At 67.3% G+C, this 16,531-nt stretch carries 15 protein-coding genes; 6 read left to right on the top strand and 9 right to left on the bottom strand.

What is annotated here, in order from left to right; all coding sequences use genetic code 11:
* From CCR98_RS10405 to CCR98_RS10380, 6 genes are all read left to right on the top strand, one after another.
* Entirely contained in the window at window positions 1-546 is a 546-nt protein-coding gene (locus CCR98_RS10405) for a DUF2878 domain-containing protein (protein ID WP_087922524.1), read from the top strand.
* Window positions 543-1,328, top strand: a complete 786-nt coding sequence (locus CCR98_RS10400; protein ID WP_087922523.1) for a DUF1295 domain-containing protein — start codon at window positions 543-545, stop codon at window positions 1,326-1,328. Before CCR98_RS10405 ends, CCR98_RS10400 begins: the two co-directional genes overlap by 4 nt.
* Entirely contained in the window at window positions 1,325-2,398 is a 1,074-nt protein-coding gene (locus CCR98_RS10395) for a cyclopropane-fatty-acyl-phospholipid synthase family protein (protein ID WP_087922522.1), read from the top strand. The genes CCR98_RS10400 and CCR98_RS10395 overlap by 4 nt, the downstream gene beginning before the upstream one ends.
* Before the next feature lie 8 nt (window positions 2,399-2,406).
* Window positions 2,407-2,940: a lipocalin family protein gene (locus tag CCR98_RS10390; RefSeq protein ID WP_087922521.1), complete on the top strand. Its 534-nt coding sequence runs from the start codon at window positions 2,407-2,409 to the stop codon at window positions 2,938-2,940.
* Between the two features lie 313 nt (window positions 2,941-3,253).
* Window positions 3,254-3,880: a response regulator transcription factor gene (locus CCR98_RS10385; protein ID WP_087924168.1), complete on the top strand. Its 627-nt coding sequence runs from the start codon at window positions 3,254-3,256 to the stop codon at window positions 3,878-3,880.
* Window positions 3,881-3,912: 32 nt separating this feature from the next.
* Window positions 3,913-6,201 (top strand): ATP-binding protein, encoded by a 2,289-nt coding sequence (locus tag CCR98_RS10380; RefSeq protein WP_198361087.1) that lies wholly within the window; start codon window positions 3,913-3,915, stop codon window positions 6,199-6,201.
* Here the strand turns inward: CCR98_RS10380 and CCR98_RS10375 are convergent, their stop codons facing one another.
* From CCR98_RS10375 to CCR98_RS10335, 9 genes are all read right to left on the bottom strand, one after another.
* Window positions 6,202-6,957, bottom strand: a complete 756-nt coding sequence (locus CCR98_RS10375) for a SapC family protein (RefSeq protein WP_087922519.1) — start codon at window positions 6,955-6,957, stop codon at window positions 6,202-6,204.
* Between the two features lie 110 nt (window positions 6,958-7,067).
* The gene (locus tag CCR98_RS10370) at window positions 7,068-7,340 is read right to left on the bottom strand and encodes a hypothetical protein (protein ID WP_005409616.1); all 273 of its coding nucleotides are present in this window, start codon (window positions 7,338-7,340) and stop codon (window positions 7,068-7,070) included.
* A 230-nt stretch (window positions 7,341-7,570) separates the two neighbouring features.
* Window positions 7,571-9,607 carry an elongation factor G gene (gene fusA, locus CCR98_RS10365; protein ID WP_087922518.1) on the bottom strand — a complete coding sequence of 679 codons (2,037 nt, stop codon included), beginning with the start codon at window positions 9,605-9,607 and terminating at the stop codon, window positions 7,571-7,573.
* Between the two features lie 414 nt (window positions 9,608-10,021).
* Window positions 10,022-10,771: a hypothetical protein gene (locus CCR98_RS10360; protein ID WP_087922517.1), complete on the bottom strand. Its 750-nt coding sequence runs from the start codon at window positions 10,769-10,771 to the stop codon at window positions 10,022-10,024.
* Between the two features lie 64 nt (window positions 10,772-10,835).
* Window positions 10,836-11,597, bottom strand: a complete 762-nt coding sequence (locus tag CCR98_RS10355) for a heme ABC transporter ATP-binding protein (RefSeq protein ID WP_087922516.1) — start codon at window positions 11,595-11,597, stop codon at window positions 10,836-10,838.
* Window positions 11,594-12,637 carry an iron ABC transporter permease gene (locus CCR98_RS10350; protein ID WP_087922515.1) on the bottom strand — a complete coding sequence of 348 codons (1,044 nt, stop codon included), beginning with the start codon at window positions 12,635-12,637 and terminating at the stop codon, window positions 11,594-11,596. Before CCR98_RS10350 ends, CCR98_RS10355 begins: the two co-directional genes overlap by 4 nt.
* Window positions 12,634-13,680: an ABC transporter substrate-binding protein gene (locus CCR98_RS10345; protein WP_087922514.1), complete on the bottom strand. Its 1,047-nt coding sequence runs from the start codon at window positions 13,678-13,680 to the stop codon at window positions 12,634-12,636. The genes CCR98_RS10350 and CCR98_RS10345 overlap by 4 nt, the downstream gene beginning before the upstream one ends.
* Window positions 13,681-13,731: 51 nt before the next feature.
* Window positions 13,732-15,108, bottom strand: coding sequence for an ATP-binding protein (locus tag CCR98_RS10340; RefSeq protein WP_087922513.1), 1,377 nt, complete (start codon window positions 15,106-15,108; stop codon window positions 13,732-13,734).
* 122 nt (window positions 15,109-15,230) lie between these two features.
* A complete protein-coding gene (locus CCR98_RS10335; RefSeq protein ID WP_087922512.1) occupies window positions 15,231-16,259 on the bottom strand; it encodes an alpha/beta hydrolase-fold protein in 1,029 nt (342 codons plus the stop codon).
* Window positions 16,260-16,531 lie beyond the last annotated feature (272 nt).

The raw sequence follows: 16,531 nt of genomic DNA, 5'->3' as shown, positions 1-16,531 counted from the left end.
ATGCGCCGGTTCTGGGCCAATCTGCTTGGCAACCAGCTGGTCTGGCTGTGCGCCGTGGCCGGCGCCGGGCGCGGCTGGCAATGGCCGGCGCTGCTGGCAGCGTCGCTCTACATCGGCAGCCAGCTGCTGAGCTCGCCGCAACCTCGACTGGATCTTCGGCTGATGCTGCTGGCGCTGGCCTGCGCGTGGCTGGTCGACGCCAGTGCCGCCGCCAGCGGCACCGTGCGCTACGCTGCTGCCCCGCTGGGCTGGACGCCGCCCCTTTGGATCATGGCGTTGTGGGCCGCGTTTGCGATGACGCTCACCACTTCGATGCGCTTTCTGCTGCGCCACCCTGCCCTGCCAGCCCTGTTCGGCCTGCTGCTGGCGCCGCTGGCCTATCTCTCTGCAGCGCGCGGTTTCGATGCGGTTCGATTCACTGCGCCGCTATGGCAGGGCCTGCTGGTGCTCGGCGTGGGCTGGAGCATCGCGCTTTCACTGCTGTGCGCCGCCGCTCGCCGCGGTTCCCGCACCATCCCGCCGCCCTTGGCCGGAGCACCGTCATGATCAATCTGTTGGGGGTCCTGCTGTATGCCGTGCTGGTGATGAGCTGGGGCTGGGCCTGGCAGCGCCGCCACCACAACATCGGCGTGGTCGATGTGCTCTGGGCCAAGGGCGTGGGCGCTTCGGCCCTGTTGCTGGCGTGGCTCGGCGATGGTGCGGCGGCGCCACGGATGGCGCTCGGCGTGCTCGGTGGCCTGTGGGGCAGCCGACTGGCACTGCACCTGTGGCATCGGGTCCGCCACGAACAGGAAGACGGCCGCTACCGTTATCTGCGCGAGCACTGGCAGGGGCATCAAGGCAGGATCTTCGGCTTCTTCATGGCCCAGGCGCTGCTGGTCGTGCTGTTCGCCCTGCCCTTCGTCGCGGTGGCTGCCAATCCGCAGACAAGCATGACGTTGTGGATCGGGGCCGCCGCACTCGTCTGGCTGCTGAGCGTCGGCGGCGAGAGCCTGGCTGACCGCCAACTGGCCCGGTTCCGCACGAATCCAGCGAACAAGGGCCGCACCTGCCGCGACGGGCTGTGGCGCTACTCCCGCCACCCCAACTACTTCTTCGAATGGCTGCACTGGTTCAGCTATGCCCTGCTCGCGGTCGGCTCGCCATTGTGGTGGCTGGCGTGGGCCGGGCCGCTGCTGATGTACGTGTTCCTGCGCTACCTGAGCGGCATCCCGTTCACCGAAAAGCAGGCGCTGCGCAGCCGCGGCGACGACTACCGCGCCTACCAGCGCAGCACGCCGATGTTCTTCCCCTGGTTCCCCCGTTCTTCCAAGGAGCATTCCGCATGAGCGCGATCCCGTCACTGAAGCCGGCCGAAGATGCGGAAACCGGGCTGATCGCCTGGGCCGAGCGCGGACTGGTTCCCGATGCGGCCCTACGCACCGGCATCCGTCGCCTGTGCGCGCAACGCCTGCACGAGGAACTGCTGGGCGGTATCGAAGCACAGTCCGCGCGGTTCAGCCGTCGCATCGCAGAACTCGCCGACAGCCCGCTCGCGCTGCACACCGACGCAGCCAACCGCCAGCACTATGAAGTTCCCGCAGCCTTCTTCCAGGCCTGCCTGGGCAAGCGCCTGAAGTACAGCAGCTGCTACTACCCCACCGGGCAGGAAACGCTGGACCAGGCTGAGGAAGCGATGCTGGACCTGTACGGCCAGCGCGGCGGCCTTGCCGATGGCCAGCACATCCTGGAGCTGGGCTGCGGCTGGGGTTCGCTGACCCTGTGGATGGCCGAACGCTACCCCACCGCTGCGATCACGGCGGTGTCCAATTCGCATAGCCAGCGCCAGCACATCCTGGCGCAATGCCAGGCCCGGGGGCTGCACAACGTCGAGGTACTGACCCGCGACGTCAACCAGCTCGAGCTGCCCACCGCGCGCTTTGATCGCTGTGTCTCGGTGGAAATGTTCGAGCATGTGCGCAACTACGAACGCCTGCTCGCGCGCATCAGCCAGTGGCTGAAGCCCGACGGCGCGCTGTTCGTGCACATCTTCGCCCATCGCACGCTGATGTACCCGTTTGAAACCGAGGGTGGCGACAACTGGATGGGGCGACACTTCTTCACTGGCGGGCTGATGCCGGCGGCTGACACCCTGCTGCATTTCCAGCGCGACCTGCGGCTCGATCAACGCTGGCTGCTGGACGGCACCCACTACCAGCGCACTGCCGATCACTGGCTGGCCAGGCAGGATGCGGCCCGCGAGAGAGTGATGCCGATACTGGTCGCCACCTACGGCCAGGCCGCGGCGAAGATCTGGTGGCAGCGCTGGCGCATGTTCTGGATGGCGTGCGCCGAGTTGTTCGGCTACGACGACGGCCAGCAGTGGCTGGTCGCCCACTATCTCTTCCGCCCTCGTTGAGGTGTGACATGCGCATGCGCTCGCTGCTTCCCCTGCTGGCATTGAGCCTGTTTGGCTCCGGCTGCAGTTCCAGCGATACCCGTCCCCTGCCCCGCCCGCCGTCGGTGGACGTGCCACGTTTCATGGGCGACTGGTATGTGATCGCCCACATCCCGTCATGGCCGGAGCGCGAAGCCTTCGACGCACTGGAGAGCTACACATTGAAGCCGGACGGGCGCATCCAGACGACCTTCACCTATCGCAAGGGCAGTTTCGACGCCCCGCAGAAGTCGATGCACCCTGTTGGACGGGTCGAGAAGAACGGCAACGGCGCCATCTGGGGCATGCAGTTCATCTGGCCGATCCAGGCCGAGTATGTGATTGCCTGGCTGCGCGATGACTACGGCCAGACCATCATCGCGCGCAGCAAGCGCGATTATGTGTGGTACATGGCACGCACGCCGCAGGTATCCGAGAGCGACTACCAGCAGGCCGTGCAACGCATCGCGGCCATGGGCTACGACACCGGCAAGCTGAGGCGTGTACCGCAGTCGGTGCGATAGATCGCGGAAGCCGCCCTCGGCCCGTCCCGTCCGGGGTCACGCACCTCGGCGTGACGCGTCACATTAATACCCCTTCAAAGGGTATCGGCAGCCTTGCACCCAGGCCACCTGCACCCAGGCAGTGCACTCCAGGACAAGGGATTCCGGCGACTTTCAACGCGATGATACGCCCAGCCCATGGATCAGCCGGTATCGATGCAGAGTATCCATCGATCTTTAGGAATAGTCGTAAAAACGCAACGAATTCGATGTTCGACGCGACAGCGGCGCCAGAATGACGGCCACGCCCATGGGCGCCGACCACCTCCCGCGCATGAATGGATTTCCTGCACCGCGTCGGCTTCGCCTGGCGCTCCTGGACGACCACGAAGTGGTCCGCCGCGGCACCGCCCTCCATCTGTCAGGCGACCTCCGCTTCGATATCGTCGCCAGCCATGGCTGCAGCGATGATCTGCTCTGCAGCCTGCAAGGCACGCACGTTGATGTGGCCATCATCGACCTCACGCTAGCCCGTGGCGACCTGGGCGGCATCGCGCTGGTTGCCCGGCTGTGCCAGGAGTTCCCGCGAACACCGCTGCTGGCCTTCGCTACGCTCTCCCCCACCACCAACCTCAACAGCCTGATCGATGCCGGACTCAGCGGGTTCGTCAGCAAGTCCGAGCCGCTTCCTGCGTTGTCCGACGCCATCGTGCGGGTTTCCCAGGGCCTGACCCGGGTTCCGCCGGACATCAGGCTGGCCGGCGATCGCGGCGAGCTCAGCCGCAACGAGCGCGAGGTGCTGGGCCTGCTGCTGGAAGGCTTGACCGTCTCCGAGATCGCACTGCGCCGGCACCGCAGCATCAAGACCGTCAGCACGCAGAAGGTTGCCGTGCTGCGCAAGCTGGGATTGCGCAGCGATGTGGAGATCTACGCGCTGCGCGAACGACTGGAGACGCCGTGAGGCGCCAGCCGCCGTTACGCCGCCTCCTGTCCATGGGGCTGCTGGCGCTCCTTCTCCTGCCGGCTGCCTCGGCCGAAGATATCCGGTCGCCACGCTGGCTGCCGGGCAGCAGCGTGCGGGTCGCCACGACCCCTTCCCTGCGCCCCCTGCCCGCAGCGTTGGACGACGCGTCATCACCGCCGACGCTTGCCCATGGCTACGCCAACCTGGTGGCCCGGCACGCCCAACTGAGTTTCCTGGAACGGCCCTACCCGACCACCGCCGCATCGATCCTCGCGGTGTGCCATCACGAGGCCGACCTGGTCATGGTCTTTGGCGGTGCGATGCACCAGGCCCTCCCCTGCCCCGAACTTGCCGTGTCCCGCCGCTTTCGCGGCGGCGCCACCCTGTTGGCCGGGCGCGCCGGCGAGTGGTTGCCACGGGAGATGCGCGAACTCGACGCACGGGTCATCGCCGTCGTTGAAGGCGGCCCCTACGCCGGTTGGCTGCGTGCCCATCACCCACAGGTCCGGCTGCGGCACCTGCCAAACCGGTATGCGGCATTGGCGGCGGTCGAATCCGGCCTGGCGGACGTGGCGATTGGCCTGGAGCCCACACTGCGCCCCCTGGTTCGACGCCATTTCAATGGCAGCCTTCGCCTGCAGGCGTTCGATAGCGGTTTCTCCACCGACCTCTATCTGCTTGTCCGCCACGAAGACCAGCAGCTGCTGGGCCGCATCCAACAGGCATTACGGGAGATCACACTCGAGGAGCATGCGGGCCTCCTTCGACTCTGGGCGGGACAGACGCTGCCTGCCGCGGCCGGGAATGCACTGGACTGGATGCAGGCGTCGCCCCCGCGCGGGTGGCTGCTGCTGGCCCCACTGCTGATCGCCCTGCCGCTGCTGTGGCTCGCAATGCGCCACCTGCGGGCACGCGGTGACCGAAGCGGCGCGCATGCCATCGGCGTGATCAGCCACGAGATGCGCAACTCGGCGCAGGCCGTGCTGACCTCGATCGAGCTGCTGGGGCAATCGCCGCTGCCGGAGGGTGAACGCGATCTACTGGCCGCTGCCAGCACGGCCAGCCAATCCCTGCGCAGCCTGTTGAACCGCGCACTGGATTTTTCGCGCCTTGCCAGCGGTGCTTTCAAGCCGCATGCGCAAGCCTGCGATGCAGCTCAGCTGTGCCGGCAGGCACTGGAGGCGATCCGGCCACAAGCCCAGCGGAAAGGCCTGCAGCTGCAATTCGATGCTCCGGACGCATTCCCGTCGAACATCCTGGTGGACGCCGATGCGCTACGCCAGATTGCCAGCAATCTATTGGCGAACGCGGTGAAGTTCAGCGATATCGGCGGCGTCGAGCTGCGGCTGCAGCTGATGCCGGCGGCGCGGCCCCGGGAGCTGCTGCTGGAGGTAATCGACAGCGGCATCGGCATCGCACCGGCGCAGGTGGCCGCCCTGTTCCAGCCTTTCCAGCAAGGCAGCAGCGGACGGCAGCGTGGCGGCAGTGGCCTGGGGCTTTCCATCGCGCGCGAGCTGGCCCGCGCGATGGGGGGCGACCTCACCGTGCACAGCGTGCTGGGCCGCGGCAGTCGCTTCATCCTGCGCCTGCCGGTGTGTCCGGCAAGCGCCAGCGAGGATGCCGAGGGCCTGTGCGCAGGCGGTACGCCACTGGCCGGACTGCATCTGCTGCTGGTCGAGGACCACGAGCTCAATCGCCACGTCATCGCCGAACAGCTGCGGCGCTGGGGCGCAGAGGTGTGCGCTGTGGAAGATGCGGCCAGCGCCCTGGCCGAACAGGCGCGAGAGCCCCGTCCCGTCGCACTGATCGACATTGGGCTGCGTGGCATCGATGGTCACGCGCTGGCGCGCGAACTACGTGGCCGTGCCGGGCACGCCGTCCGCCTGATCGCATTGTCTGCCCGCACCGGACGGCGTCATCGCGCACGCTGCCACCGCTCGGGCTTCGACGCGGTGCTGGCCAAGCCGCTGCGCGCCGCCCAGCTGCTGCCTGCGCTTGGTATTGTGCGGCCAGAGTGCCAGGACGTGCCCGCGCAGACGATTGAAATGGACGCGGCCTACATCGCCGATATCCACGATGAGCTCGGCAGCATGGAGCGGGCTATCGATCGCGCAGACGGATCGGCACTGGGCCATCACGCGCACCGATTGCAGGGCACGCTGCAGATGCTGGGCCAATGCGAGCACGCGGCCATCGCCGCGGAGCTGGTCGACCTGGCACATGACGCCGCGCCGGACTGGGCCGATGCGCGGCGCCTGCTGGACGTACTGAAGGCCGGACAGGGTTCCCGCGCAGCGGGAACCCTGTCAGCGCCCTGATCAGGCGGCCAGACGCTCGACCTGGCGGCGCGTCAGATCGTTGAAACGACCGAGCGACATCAAGTGCTGGTGGATCAGTGCCAGCCAGCCGCTGCGGTGCCACTCGACCACGGTCGCTTCCGGCAGGGCAATGAACTTCTCGACGTCCACCACCAGGAAGCCATTGAGGTTGAACTCGCGGCCATCCGGGGTACGCACGGTCGCATTGCGCTCGACCAGCAGGCCGTTGTCGATCAGTGCCTTGGAGAAGGCCTGGGTCTGTTCGTGCTCGCGGGTGTACTGGCCGCAGAACTCCAGCGCCTGCTGCACCATTTCGGTGGCCTTGCCGTCAACGAACAGCGGCTGGCCTTCTTCGCCACCCTTGACCACGCGCGGGCTTGCCTCGTCGATGCCCAGCAGGAAGTCATTCTCCGCGCCGGTGTCGATGAAGATGAAGGGGTGGCGACGCAGGTAGGCCGGAATGTAGGCCTCGTCTTCCCACAGGCCGTCCTTGATGAACAGGTTCTGGTCGGACACGCCCACGGCCGCCATCGGCACCGCGGTCGGGCCAGCGAACAGGATCGGGAAGTGGTGCAGGGCCAGCGAAAACTCGCCCAGCACCAGCGGAATCGCGTTGTTGCCAGCGGCGAATTCGAGTTTGCCCGGCAGGATGCGCAGATCGGCATGCACATCGGCCTGCAGCGGCACCGGACGGGTATAGAACAGGGGGGCGCCGCTCGGCGCCGCTTCGGTGGTGGTGTCGCTGGTGGTGGTCATCTTGGGAACCGTTCGATCATGCGCGCCTGCCATCCCGGGCACGCCAGCGGGAACAACCTGAATCCCGCATTATCAACAAGCTCGATGACAACGGCCACCCCGTCGGCGAACTATTTCAGCTGCAGGGGGTAGCGCTGCCAGAGCACGTGGACCAGGAATCCGGCCAGTTCGGTGTCGCGCGCGCTCACCGCGGCACGGATCTTGTCCAGCAGCACCATGTCGCTGCAGGAGCGCACGTCGGCATGGTTGGCCTGCCCTGCCCTGCGCGCACGGTAGCGCGCCGCCCGCTGCGCATCGCTCATCGCGTACCCGAACTTGGGCGGACGACCGCGCTTGCGCGGCAGGGTCAGCTCCAGGGTTCCGGGGTCTTTGTCATCACGCATGGGCAGGGTGCGGGCGGCGGCGAGCAACGGGGGGTGCGCAATTTATCGTGAGGCATCACTTTAATCCAGCTTTTTCTGCAGTTTTGTTGCGATGCAGTGCAAATATTCGCGTGCCGATGCGGATCCATCATTCGCGCCGCTTCGCAGTAGATCCACGCCATGCGTGGATAAGGAACCCTATCAACGCCTACAAAAAAAGGGAGCCCGCGAACGGGCTCCCCTCACCTTCATCATGCCGCGCGTACCGGCTCGTAGCCATGCAGGTGCGCCTCGCTGCTGGCCCGGCCCTGGCTGAGCGAACGCAGCGAGGTGGTGTAGCCCACCAGCTGCGCCAGCGGTGCGAAGCCATTGACCTCGGCGCGACCGTCCTGGTCGTCGATGCGGGCAATACGGCCGTGGCGTCGATTGAGATCGCCGACCACATCGCCCACCGACGCCGACGGCGAGTGCACCGTCACCGCCATCACCGGTTCCAGCAGCTGCGTGCCGCCCTCTGCCAATGCTGCCTTGATCGCCTCGGCACCGGCGCGATGGAACGCCATCTCCGAAGAGTCCTTGGCGTGGGTCTGGCCATCGACAAGACTGACCTCGATACCGACCACCGGATGCCCCTGCGGACCTTCCGACAGCGCGGCACGCACGCCCTTTTCCACCGCCGCGATGAAGCTGCGCGGCACCACGCCACCGACGATGCGGTCGTTGAACACCACCAGGTCGTCCTCGCGCGGCGACACATCCAGCACCACGTGGGCGAACTGACCCTGGCCGCCGGTCTGCTTGACCAGTCGGCCGACCACGCCGGTCATGGCACGCATCGGCGTCTCCTGGTAAGCCACGCGCGGCGCACCTACACCCACGTCGACCTTCCATTCACTGCGCAGGCGCTCGACCATCACCTCCAGGTGCAGCTCGCCCATGCCCCAGACCAGGGTCTCCGCCGTGTCGCGATCGGTTTCGACGCGGAACGACGGATCTTCCTGGGCCAGACTGGCCAGGCCCTGCGCCATCCGGATCAGGTCGGCCGCCCGTGCCGGCTCCAGCCGCCAGGCCAGCACCGGCGGCTGTGCCTGGATGTTCTCCAGGCGCAGCGGCTGCGCGCGGTCGCTCAGCGTTTCACCGCTGACCGCATCCTTCCAGCCCAGCACCGCCACGATGTCACCGGCCACGGCCTGTTCAATGTCGTGGGTCTGGTCGGCCTGCACCCGCACCAGGCGACTGACACGCCGCCCCTGCGGATGCTGCGAACTGGACACCGCGTCGCCCACTTTCAAGGTGCCCGAGTACAGCCGCACGAAGCTCAGGGCGCCGTGTTGCTGGTGGGTGATCTTGAACAGCAGGCCGGCCAGCGGACCGTCCGGATCCGGCGGCAGCACCACCTCGCCGCTCTCGCTTTCGGCGGTCACGGCAGGCCGATCCAGCGGTGACGGCAGGTAATCGACCACCGCATCCAGCAGCGTCTCGATGCCCTTGTCCTTGAACGCGGCACCGGCCAACACCGGCACGCCCGCACCCGCCAGCGTCGCCCGTCGGATCGCCGCGCGCAGCAGCTCGGCATCGATCACGCGACCTTCCAGCCAGGCATCGGCCAACTGTTCGTCATGGTCGGCCACGGCCTCGACCAGTGCGTCGCGTTGCGGCTGCCACTGGATGCGCGCCGCATCGTCCCACGCAGTGATCGTCGCCACCGCAGCGTCCTGCCAGTGCAGTACACGCTCATCGACCAGGTCAACCCAACCGTTGAAGCCGTTTTCGCTGCCCAGCGGCACACCGAGCGCCCACGGCCGCGCCTGCAGCTTGTCCTGCAGCTGCTCCAGCACCCGCTCGAACGAGGCGCCGACGCGGTCCATCTTGTTGACGAAGGCGATCAGCGGCACGCGGTGGCGACGCGCCTGGCGCCATACCGTCTCGGACTGCGGCTGCACGCCATCCACGGCCGAGAACACGGCCACGGCACCGTCGAGCACGCGCAGTGAACGTTCGACTTCGATGGCGAAGTCGATATGGCCGGGGGTGTCGATCAGGGTCAGCCGATGCGGCGGCAGGTCGCGCGGCGCCCACTGCGCCTGCACGGCGGCGGCGCCGATGGTGATGCCACGTTCGCGCTCGATCGCCGAGAAATCGGTGGTCGCATTGCCATCGTGCACTTCGCCGACGCGATGGATCTCGCCGCTTTTCCACAGCAGGCGTTCGGTCAGCGTGGTCTTGCCGGCGTCGATGTGGGCAATGATGCCGAGGTTGCGACGGCGGGAAAGGGTCTGGGTGTTCATAAAGAGGTTCCTGCAAAGCCAACTTCAGGGGCCGCACACCCCGGTTGGCGACAGGGTGCGCGGCTAGCGTTCGGTCTCGGCGATCTGGTGCATGGCACGTTCTCCTTGCGGTACATCGGGTTACGGGGAATGGAGCTGCGGAAACGAAAAGAGCGCCCCGGAGGGCGCTCTGTCGAAGGTCCAGCGATGGCCGCTTCAACGGCCTCGTGGGGCTCCAGGCAGACACGCCCGTTCCGCGCTTGCGCGGGTCAGGGTGAAAAACTTCAGGAGCGGCATCCGGTTCATGGGGCGCATTCTAGACCTGCCAATCTGGCGCGCAAGTGAATATTGCGCACATAAATAGAACGATGAGGCCGACGGGCCTCGGGGTCGGATCCCTTTGACACGGGCAAAGGGCTCTGACCCCAGCTCAGCTCACTTGCACTCATGCAGCTTGCGGGCCTCAGCCACGGTCGCAGCCTGGTCGTCCCCCATCGAGATCCAGCCCTTCAATGGCATTGCCGGATCCACATGCGGCTGCCGTGCGCCACCGTAGATCAGCACTTCGGTCCAGCTCCCCACCGGCGCCAGCTCGGACAAGCGTGCCGCCTGGTCGTCCTCGGTGCTGAACATATCGTCCGGGCCCGCCGGAGGCGTGGTATTCACGGTTTCCGTCTTGCGGGTCCGGACCCGAAGTGCACCGTCCTGCAGCCGCTGGGTGATCACCTCGTATCGCTCAACACCATAGGCCCAGCTGTTTTCGCCAACGCTGCGGGTCTCGCTGCCGTCATCAGCCACGGCCACCACCTCGCCTGCCGGCCCGATGACGCCCGCGACAGCCCCCAGGCCTGACATCAGTGCCTGATAGACGATCATCTGCCGCTGCTCGGGGGTCAACGCTCCGGCCTTGAGCTTGGTCGCAGGAATCCTCAGGTACGCCGCCTCCCTGCACAGCACCAGCACCTGCTGGTCGCCCCAGCTCACCGACATTTCCTCGTTGGCGAAGTACTGCGTCTTCATCGACGTCACAGCGGCACCGTCGCTACTGGAATGCCGGGTCTCGATCAGCGAGGCGTTCTCGGCCGCGTCGGTCAGCGAAACCTGAGAGGTCGACGCCGCATTGGCAGCGCAAGCGGAAGCAATCATCGCGGCAAGCAGCACGCTGCGGGTAACGGTGCGGAACATGGCATCAGTCCATTGAAGACAACGAAGCAATCATGATACCCGGAGCAACCTGGCGGGCCCTCGCTCAGGTCACCACCACCAGCGGCACCCCACGCCTTGGATGCTCCAGCACCACCACATCCTGCTGGTAGACCCGCTGCAGGTTGTCTTCGGTCAGCACCCGCAGCGGCGTGCCATCGGCCGCCACCCTGCCCTGCTCCAGCAGCACGATGCGGTCGGCATAGCCGGCAGCCAGATTGAGGTCGTGCAGCACCACGATCACGCACGCGCCGGCCTCGGCGCAGGCGCGCACGCTGCGCAGGGTGCGTTCCTGGTGGCGCAGATCCAGCGCGGCGGTCGGCTCATCCAGCAACAGCAGCGGCGTGTCCTGCGCCAGCACGCGCGCGAACGTGGTCCGGGCCGACTCGCCGCCGGACAACTGCTGCACCTCACGCAGGCGCAGCGCCTGCAGTTCAGCGGCATCGATTGCCGCTTCCACCCGAGCGTCGTCCACGGCTGGATCCGGCGGATGCGGCAGCCGCCCCATCGCCACCACTTCTTCCACGCTGAAGGCGAAACGCACGCCGTGCTCCTGCGGCATCACCGCGCGCTCACGGGCCAGCGGCCCGGCCTTGTAGGTGGCCAACGGTTTGCCGAGCAGGCTTACCTCGCCTGCGTCAGCGCGCAGGTCACCGGCGGCGACGGCCAGCAACGTGGACTTGCCCGCACCATTCGGGCCCACCAGCGCGGTCACCGTACCCGGCTCGAACGCCAGCGAAATGCCATGCAGGATCTCGCGCTGCTGGCGACGGACCACCACCTCGTGCAGCTTCAACAGCACGCTCATGGCACTGCCTTGCGGCGCTGCTGCAGCACCAGCCAGAGGAAGAACGGCGCACCCAGTGCGGCCGAGAACAGGCCCAGCGGAATCTCGGCCGGTGGATCCAATGTGCGCGCGGCGGTGTCGGCCACCACGATCAGCAGCGCACCGAGCAGCCCGGACAACGGCAGCAACCAGCGGTGTCCCGGGCCGACCAGCAGGCGTGCCACGTGCGGCACCACCAGGCCGACGAAACTGATCGAACCGGCAAACGCCACCGCCGCACCCACCAGCAGCGCACTGAACGCCACCAGGCGGCGACGCGTGCGGGTCACATCCAGCCCGAGGTGCTGTGCCTGGCGTTCACCCAGCGCCAGCATGTCCAGCGGCGTGGCCAGCCGCTGCAACGCAAACACGCCAATGGCGAACAACGGCACTACCGCCGCCACGTCGGCCCAGTTGGCGCGCGCCAGCGAGCCCATCTGCCAGAACACCAGTGACTGCAGTTCGCTTTCACTGGCGATATAGGTCAGGAAGCCGATCAACGCCGAGCAGAACGCGGCCATCGCGATACCGACCAGCAGCAGCGTGGCGTTGCCCGTGCCCTTGCCGGGCCGGGCCAATGCGTAGGTCAGGCCGATGGCCAGTGCGCCGCCAGCGAACGCGGCCACCGGCACCAGCCAACCGGCCGCACCCGCAGCACCCAGCACGATGGCGGCAACTGCACCCAGTGCGGCGCCCTGGCTGACACCGACAATGCCGGGATCGGCCAGCGGATTGCCGAACAGGCCCTGCAGGCTGGCACCGGCCATCGCCAGCGACGCACCGACCATCGCGCCCAACAGGGCGCGCGGAATACGCAGCTGCCACACCACCGCCAGATCACGGCTGCTGACCGCTTGCGGATCGAGCAGGCCCAGTTTGACCGCCAGCGCCTGCATCACCTCCAGCGGCGGCAGCCGCAGCGGGCCCACGGCAAACGAGGCCAGCACTGCCCCCAGCAGTGCCAGCAATGCCACCAGCAACATGGTCCGCCCGCAACGGCGGCGCCGATCCGCCGGACTCATGCCTTCGGCAACGCCGCCAGGGCCTTGGCCAGCGCCAGCGCGCCAGCACCGGAGCCCACGCTGGTGTACTTCAGCTGCACATCCGGCATCACCCAGACCCGGTTGGCCTGCCCGGCCGGCGTCTGCTTCAGCGTCGGGTACGCCTTCCACAGGCCTTCGGGACCGCCGAACAGCTGCAGGTCATGCTCGGTCACCAGGATCACTTCCGGTGCCGCCGCGACCACACCCTCATTGCTCAGCTGCGAGTAGTTCTTCACCCCCGCCTCGGTGCCGATGTTGATGCCGCCAGCCAGTGCGATCAGCTGCGCCGACGCACTGTCGGCACCGGCCACGGTCGGGGAGCCACCGGCGCCGGTGGCCGAAACGTGGATCACTCGTGGCGCATGGCCCAGGCCCTTGCCAATCGCTGCAGCCTCGTCGAGCTGACGCTGCACCTGCGTGGCAAGCGCCTGCCCTGCCTCGGCCAGCCCTAGTGCGGCGGCGACCTTGCGCACCTTGTCCGGGGCCGGCTGCAGGTCGTCGATGACCACCGCCGGTTCGCCCACCTCACGCAGCTTCTTCGCCAGCTCGGTGTGGCGGCGCAGGCTGTTGCCGAGGAACAGCGAGCCCTGCAGGCTCAGCACGCCCTCTACGCCAGTGGTGCGGTTGAACAGGAACTGGTGCGGCGCGGCCAGGCCGGCCCGGGTGGTGGTGTTGGTCGGCGCGGCGAACACCTGCTTGTCCAATCCCAGCGCTTCGATCACCGCGATCACGTCGTCACCACCGGCGATGATGCGGCTGGTATCGGCCACCTCGACGTCGGCGCCGTCGTCGGAGTGCACCTTGGCCGGCAGCACGGCCTTCTGGTCGCGCACGGACGGCATATCGGTGCCGGCCACGCGCTGCCAGCCAGCCGGCAACGCAGCTTCGCCAGATGCGGTTGCGGCGGCGGGCTCAGCCGGCTTGCCGGTATCCGAGGGCGTCGATGAACCGCCACAGGCAGCCAGTGCCAGCGAGACAGCCAACGGAAGCGCACACAGGCGCAGACGGGACGCGATGTTCATGCTCGTTCTCCTTGCTGGCAGGGCGACGCGCACGCCGCCCCGCCATGTGACTTACTGCTTCGGGGTGATGCGGGTGATGCGGTCACCCTTCGGGTCTTCGGCGCCACGCGACTTGTTCACCGCGAACACGTTGCCCTTGCCATCGGCACGGACATGGTTCGGCAGCGTGCCGCCATCGAGGTTGGCGACCACCTTGCCGTCGCCGTTGACCACGGTGACGGTGCCGGCGCCGCGGTTGCTGACATAGGCCAGGCCGGAGGCATCATCGAAGGCGACGTTCAGCGCACCAGCGCCGACCGGCACGTCATGCAGCACCTTGCCGGCGGCCACGTCGACGATCAGCAGGTTGTCGGTGCCCTGCGAGGCCACGTACAGGCGGTTGCGCGCCGCATCGAAGGCCACGCCGGAGGCGCTGATCGAATTACCCAGGTCGATGACCTTCTCGACCTTGCCGCTGGCCACGTCGACCACCGCCGCTTCCGGGGTGCCGATGCTGACGGTGAACAGCTTGCCGCCCTTCTCGTCCAGCACCAGGCTCATCGGGGTGAACTTGCCGTCATCCACGCCGGACTCCAGCGTCACCGCCGGCAGCTCCTTGAAGGTCTTCGCATCGAACACCGACAGGTGGTCCTCACCCGTGGCCGAGGCGAACACCTTGCCGTGGGTGCCATCAACCACCACGTCGCGTGCGTGCGGCACGGCGTCGACCGGGAACTGATGGACCAGCGACAGATCCTTCTGGCGATAGACCGCGATCGAGTTCTGGCGGGTGTTGGTGACCCACACGTTGCCGTTGGTGTCATCCACGCCCACGCCGTAGACCGCGTACACCGCACCAGTGGTGCTGCCCGGCACCTGCGCCGGGGTGATCGCCCTGGTCACCTTCAGCGACTTCGGGTCCAGCTTCAACAGCTGCGACTGGGTCACCGGCGGGCGACCCACGGCCGATGTCACGAACACCGCATTGCTGGCGGCGCTGTAGGCGGACTGGTACAGGCCCGGCACCAGCTTGTTGGACTGGGTGGCGAACTGCGCCTGGCCGGACAGCGGCAGCCGCGGCGAGACGCGCAGCTTCAGCACGGTGGCTGCAGCCGGCTGGCTGGCGCGCACCACCACCGGATGGGTGCCCGGCACCGCGTCGGTCGGAATGCTCAGCTGGGTCTTGAAGTTGCCGTCGGCATCAACCACCACGGGCTGCGCGTTGAGCACGCTGTCGCCACGCAGCAGGCTGACCTTTTGGCCCGGCACGAAACCGCGACCGACCACGTCGGCCGTACTGCCGGGAACCACATTCTCACCGCGTGAGACCACCTGGCCCTTGAAGGTGGCATTGGCCGGCTGATCGAACACCGGCTGTGCGGTGGCGGTCACCGCCAGCAACAGGCCAGCGGCCAGGGAGGTAAGACGGAAAGACGGACGGAACGACATGGAAGGCTCCTTGCACACGTAGGCCGCGCCACGTGGCGCGGGATTCATCGGTTGCCTGGGCCGCTGCACGTCGGCAGCCTCGCCTGGGTAGTGGGGTCGCACGCCTTGGCATGCGAAGGGATTCACTCGGCGGCGTTGTCACCGCCGTTGGGCGCGCCGTCACCAGCACTGCGGTCGGTCACGCCGTACAGCTCATGCAGCGCAGCGTGGAACGAAGCCGGCAGCATCGGGCCGTGGCCGAGGCCGGGGAACTCGCGGTACTGCACGTGCATGCCCGGCACCTTGGCCAAGCGCTCGGACAGCTGCATCGCCGCATCCGGGGTGGCGCCGCCGATGCGGCGCAGGTGCGCGACCACGCGCGGATTGTTCATGTCACGCTTGCCGCGATCACCGACACGCTCGGCACCGCCCAGCATCAGCCAGAGCTTTGCCGGCTGGCCGTGCACGTTCTGCACGAACTGCTGTTCCGGATCACCCAGCGCCGCGCCCTGGCTCCACCACAGCGACGGGCTGGCGGCCAGATAGGACTGGAAGGCGGCGGGGCGGGTGTACAGCGCATTAAGCACGAACAAGCCGCCCAGTGAGTGGCCCCACAGCGCTTGCTGCTGCGTATCGATGCGTGCGCGACGCTCGACTTCGGGCTTGATGCGGCGTTCGATCACATCGAGGAAGGCCGCAGCACCGCCGCCAACCGCCTGGGTCGTACCACTCTCGTCGTCGGCGCGGTCGATCCACGCGGTGTAGTCGCAGGTGCGCGCCTTGGAATCGATGCGCAGGTCGTTGTCGTAGCCGATCAGCACCAGCACCGGCGGCGCCTTGCGTGCGGCCAGCTCGGCCAGCAGTGGCTGGTCCAGCACCATCGCCACCGCATTGCCGTCCAGCGCGTACAGCACCGGGGATGGCGCACTGGCGGCCTTGGCAGGAATCGCCAGGTTCACTCGCCAACGCCGCTGCTGGTCCGGGCTGTTAACCACGAACTGTTCAAAGCGATAGCTCGCCGCCGGCTCATCGAGCACGGTATGGCCGATCTTCTGCAGCGGGTTGCGCTGCTGCGCATGGGCGTACGGAGTGGCCAGGAGCAGACCCATCATCAGGGCGGCCAGGCCGCGGGCCAGCGGACCACGGCGCGAAGGCGGGACGAAATGCTTCATCAGCGGCGGCAGAAGCGGCTCAAGGCCGCCGGTTCACAAGGGACCGCAGTCTACCTTAAACGCGAATGATTATCACATCGATCGAACGTCACGATGTGTATCACGCGCGCGCATGCCGGGTTGCGCAAGGGGCAGCAATTCCCCTATTTTGCCGCCCATCGGGGCATTGGATCGCCCCGCTTCCAGCGCAACCAGGGATGGCAGGCACTTGTCGCCATCCGGGTCGCGTTCATCTGCACACAACCGCCATGGGATTGGATCCCATGATTGTG

It is taken from the genome of Stenotrophomonas sp. WZN-1, from assembly GCF_002192255.1.
In the GTDB taxonomy this organism is placed as follows: domain Bacteria; phylum Pseudomonadota; class Gammaproteobacteria; order Xanthomonadales; family Xanthomonadaceae; genus Stenotrophomonas.
Note: the sequence above shows the minus strand (reverse complement) of the source record. Positions and strands in the feature narration are given on the sequence as shown.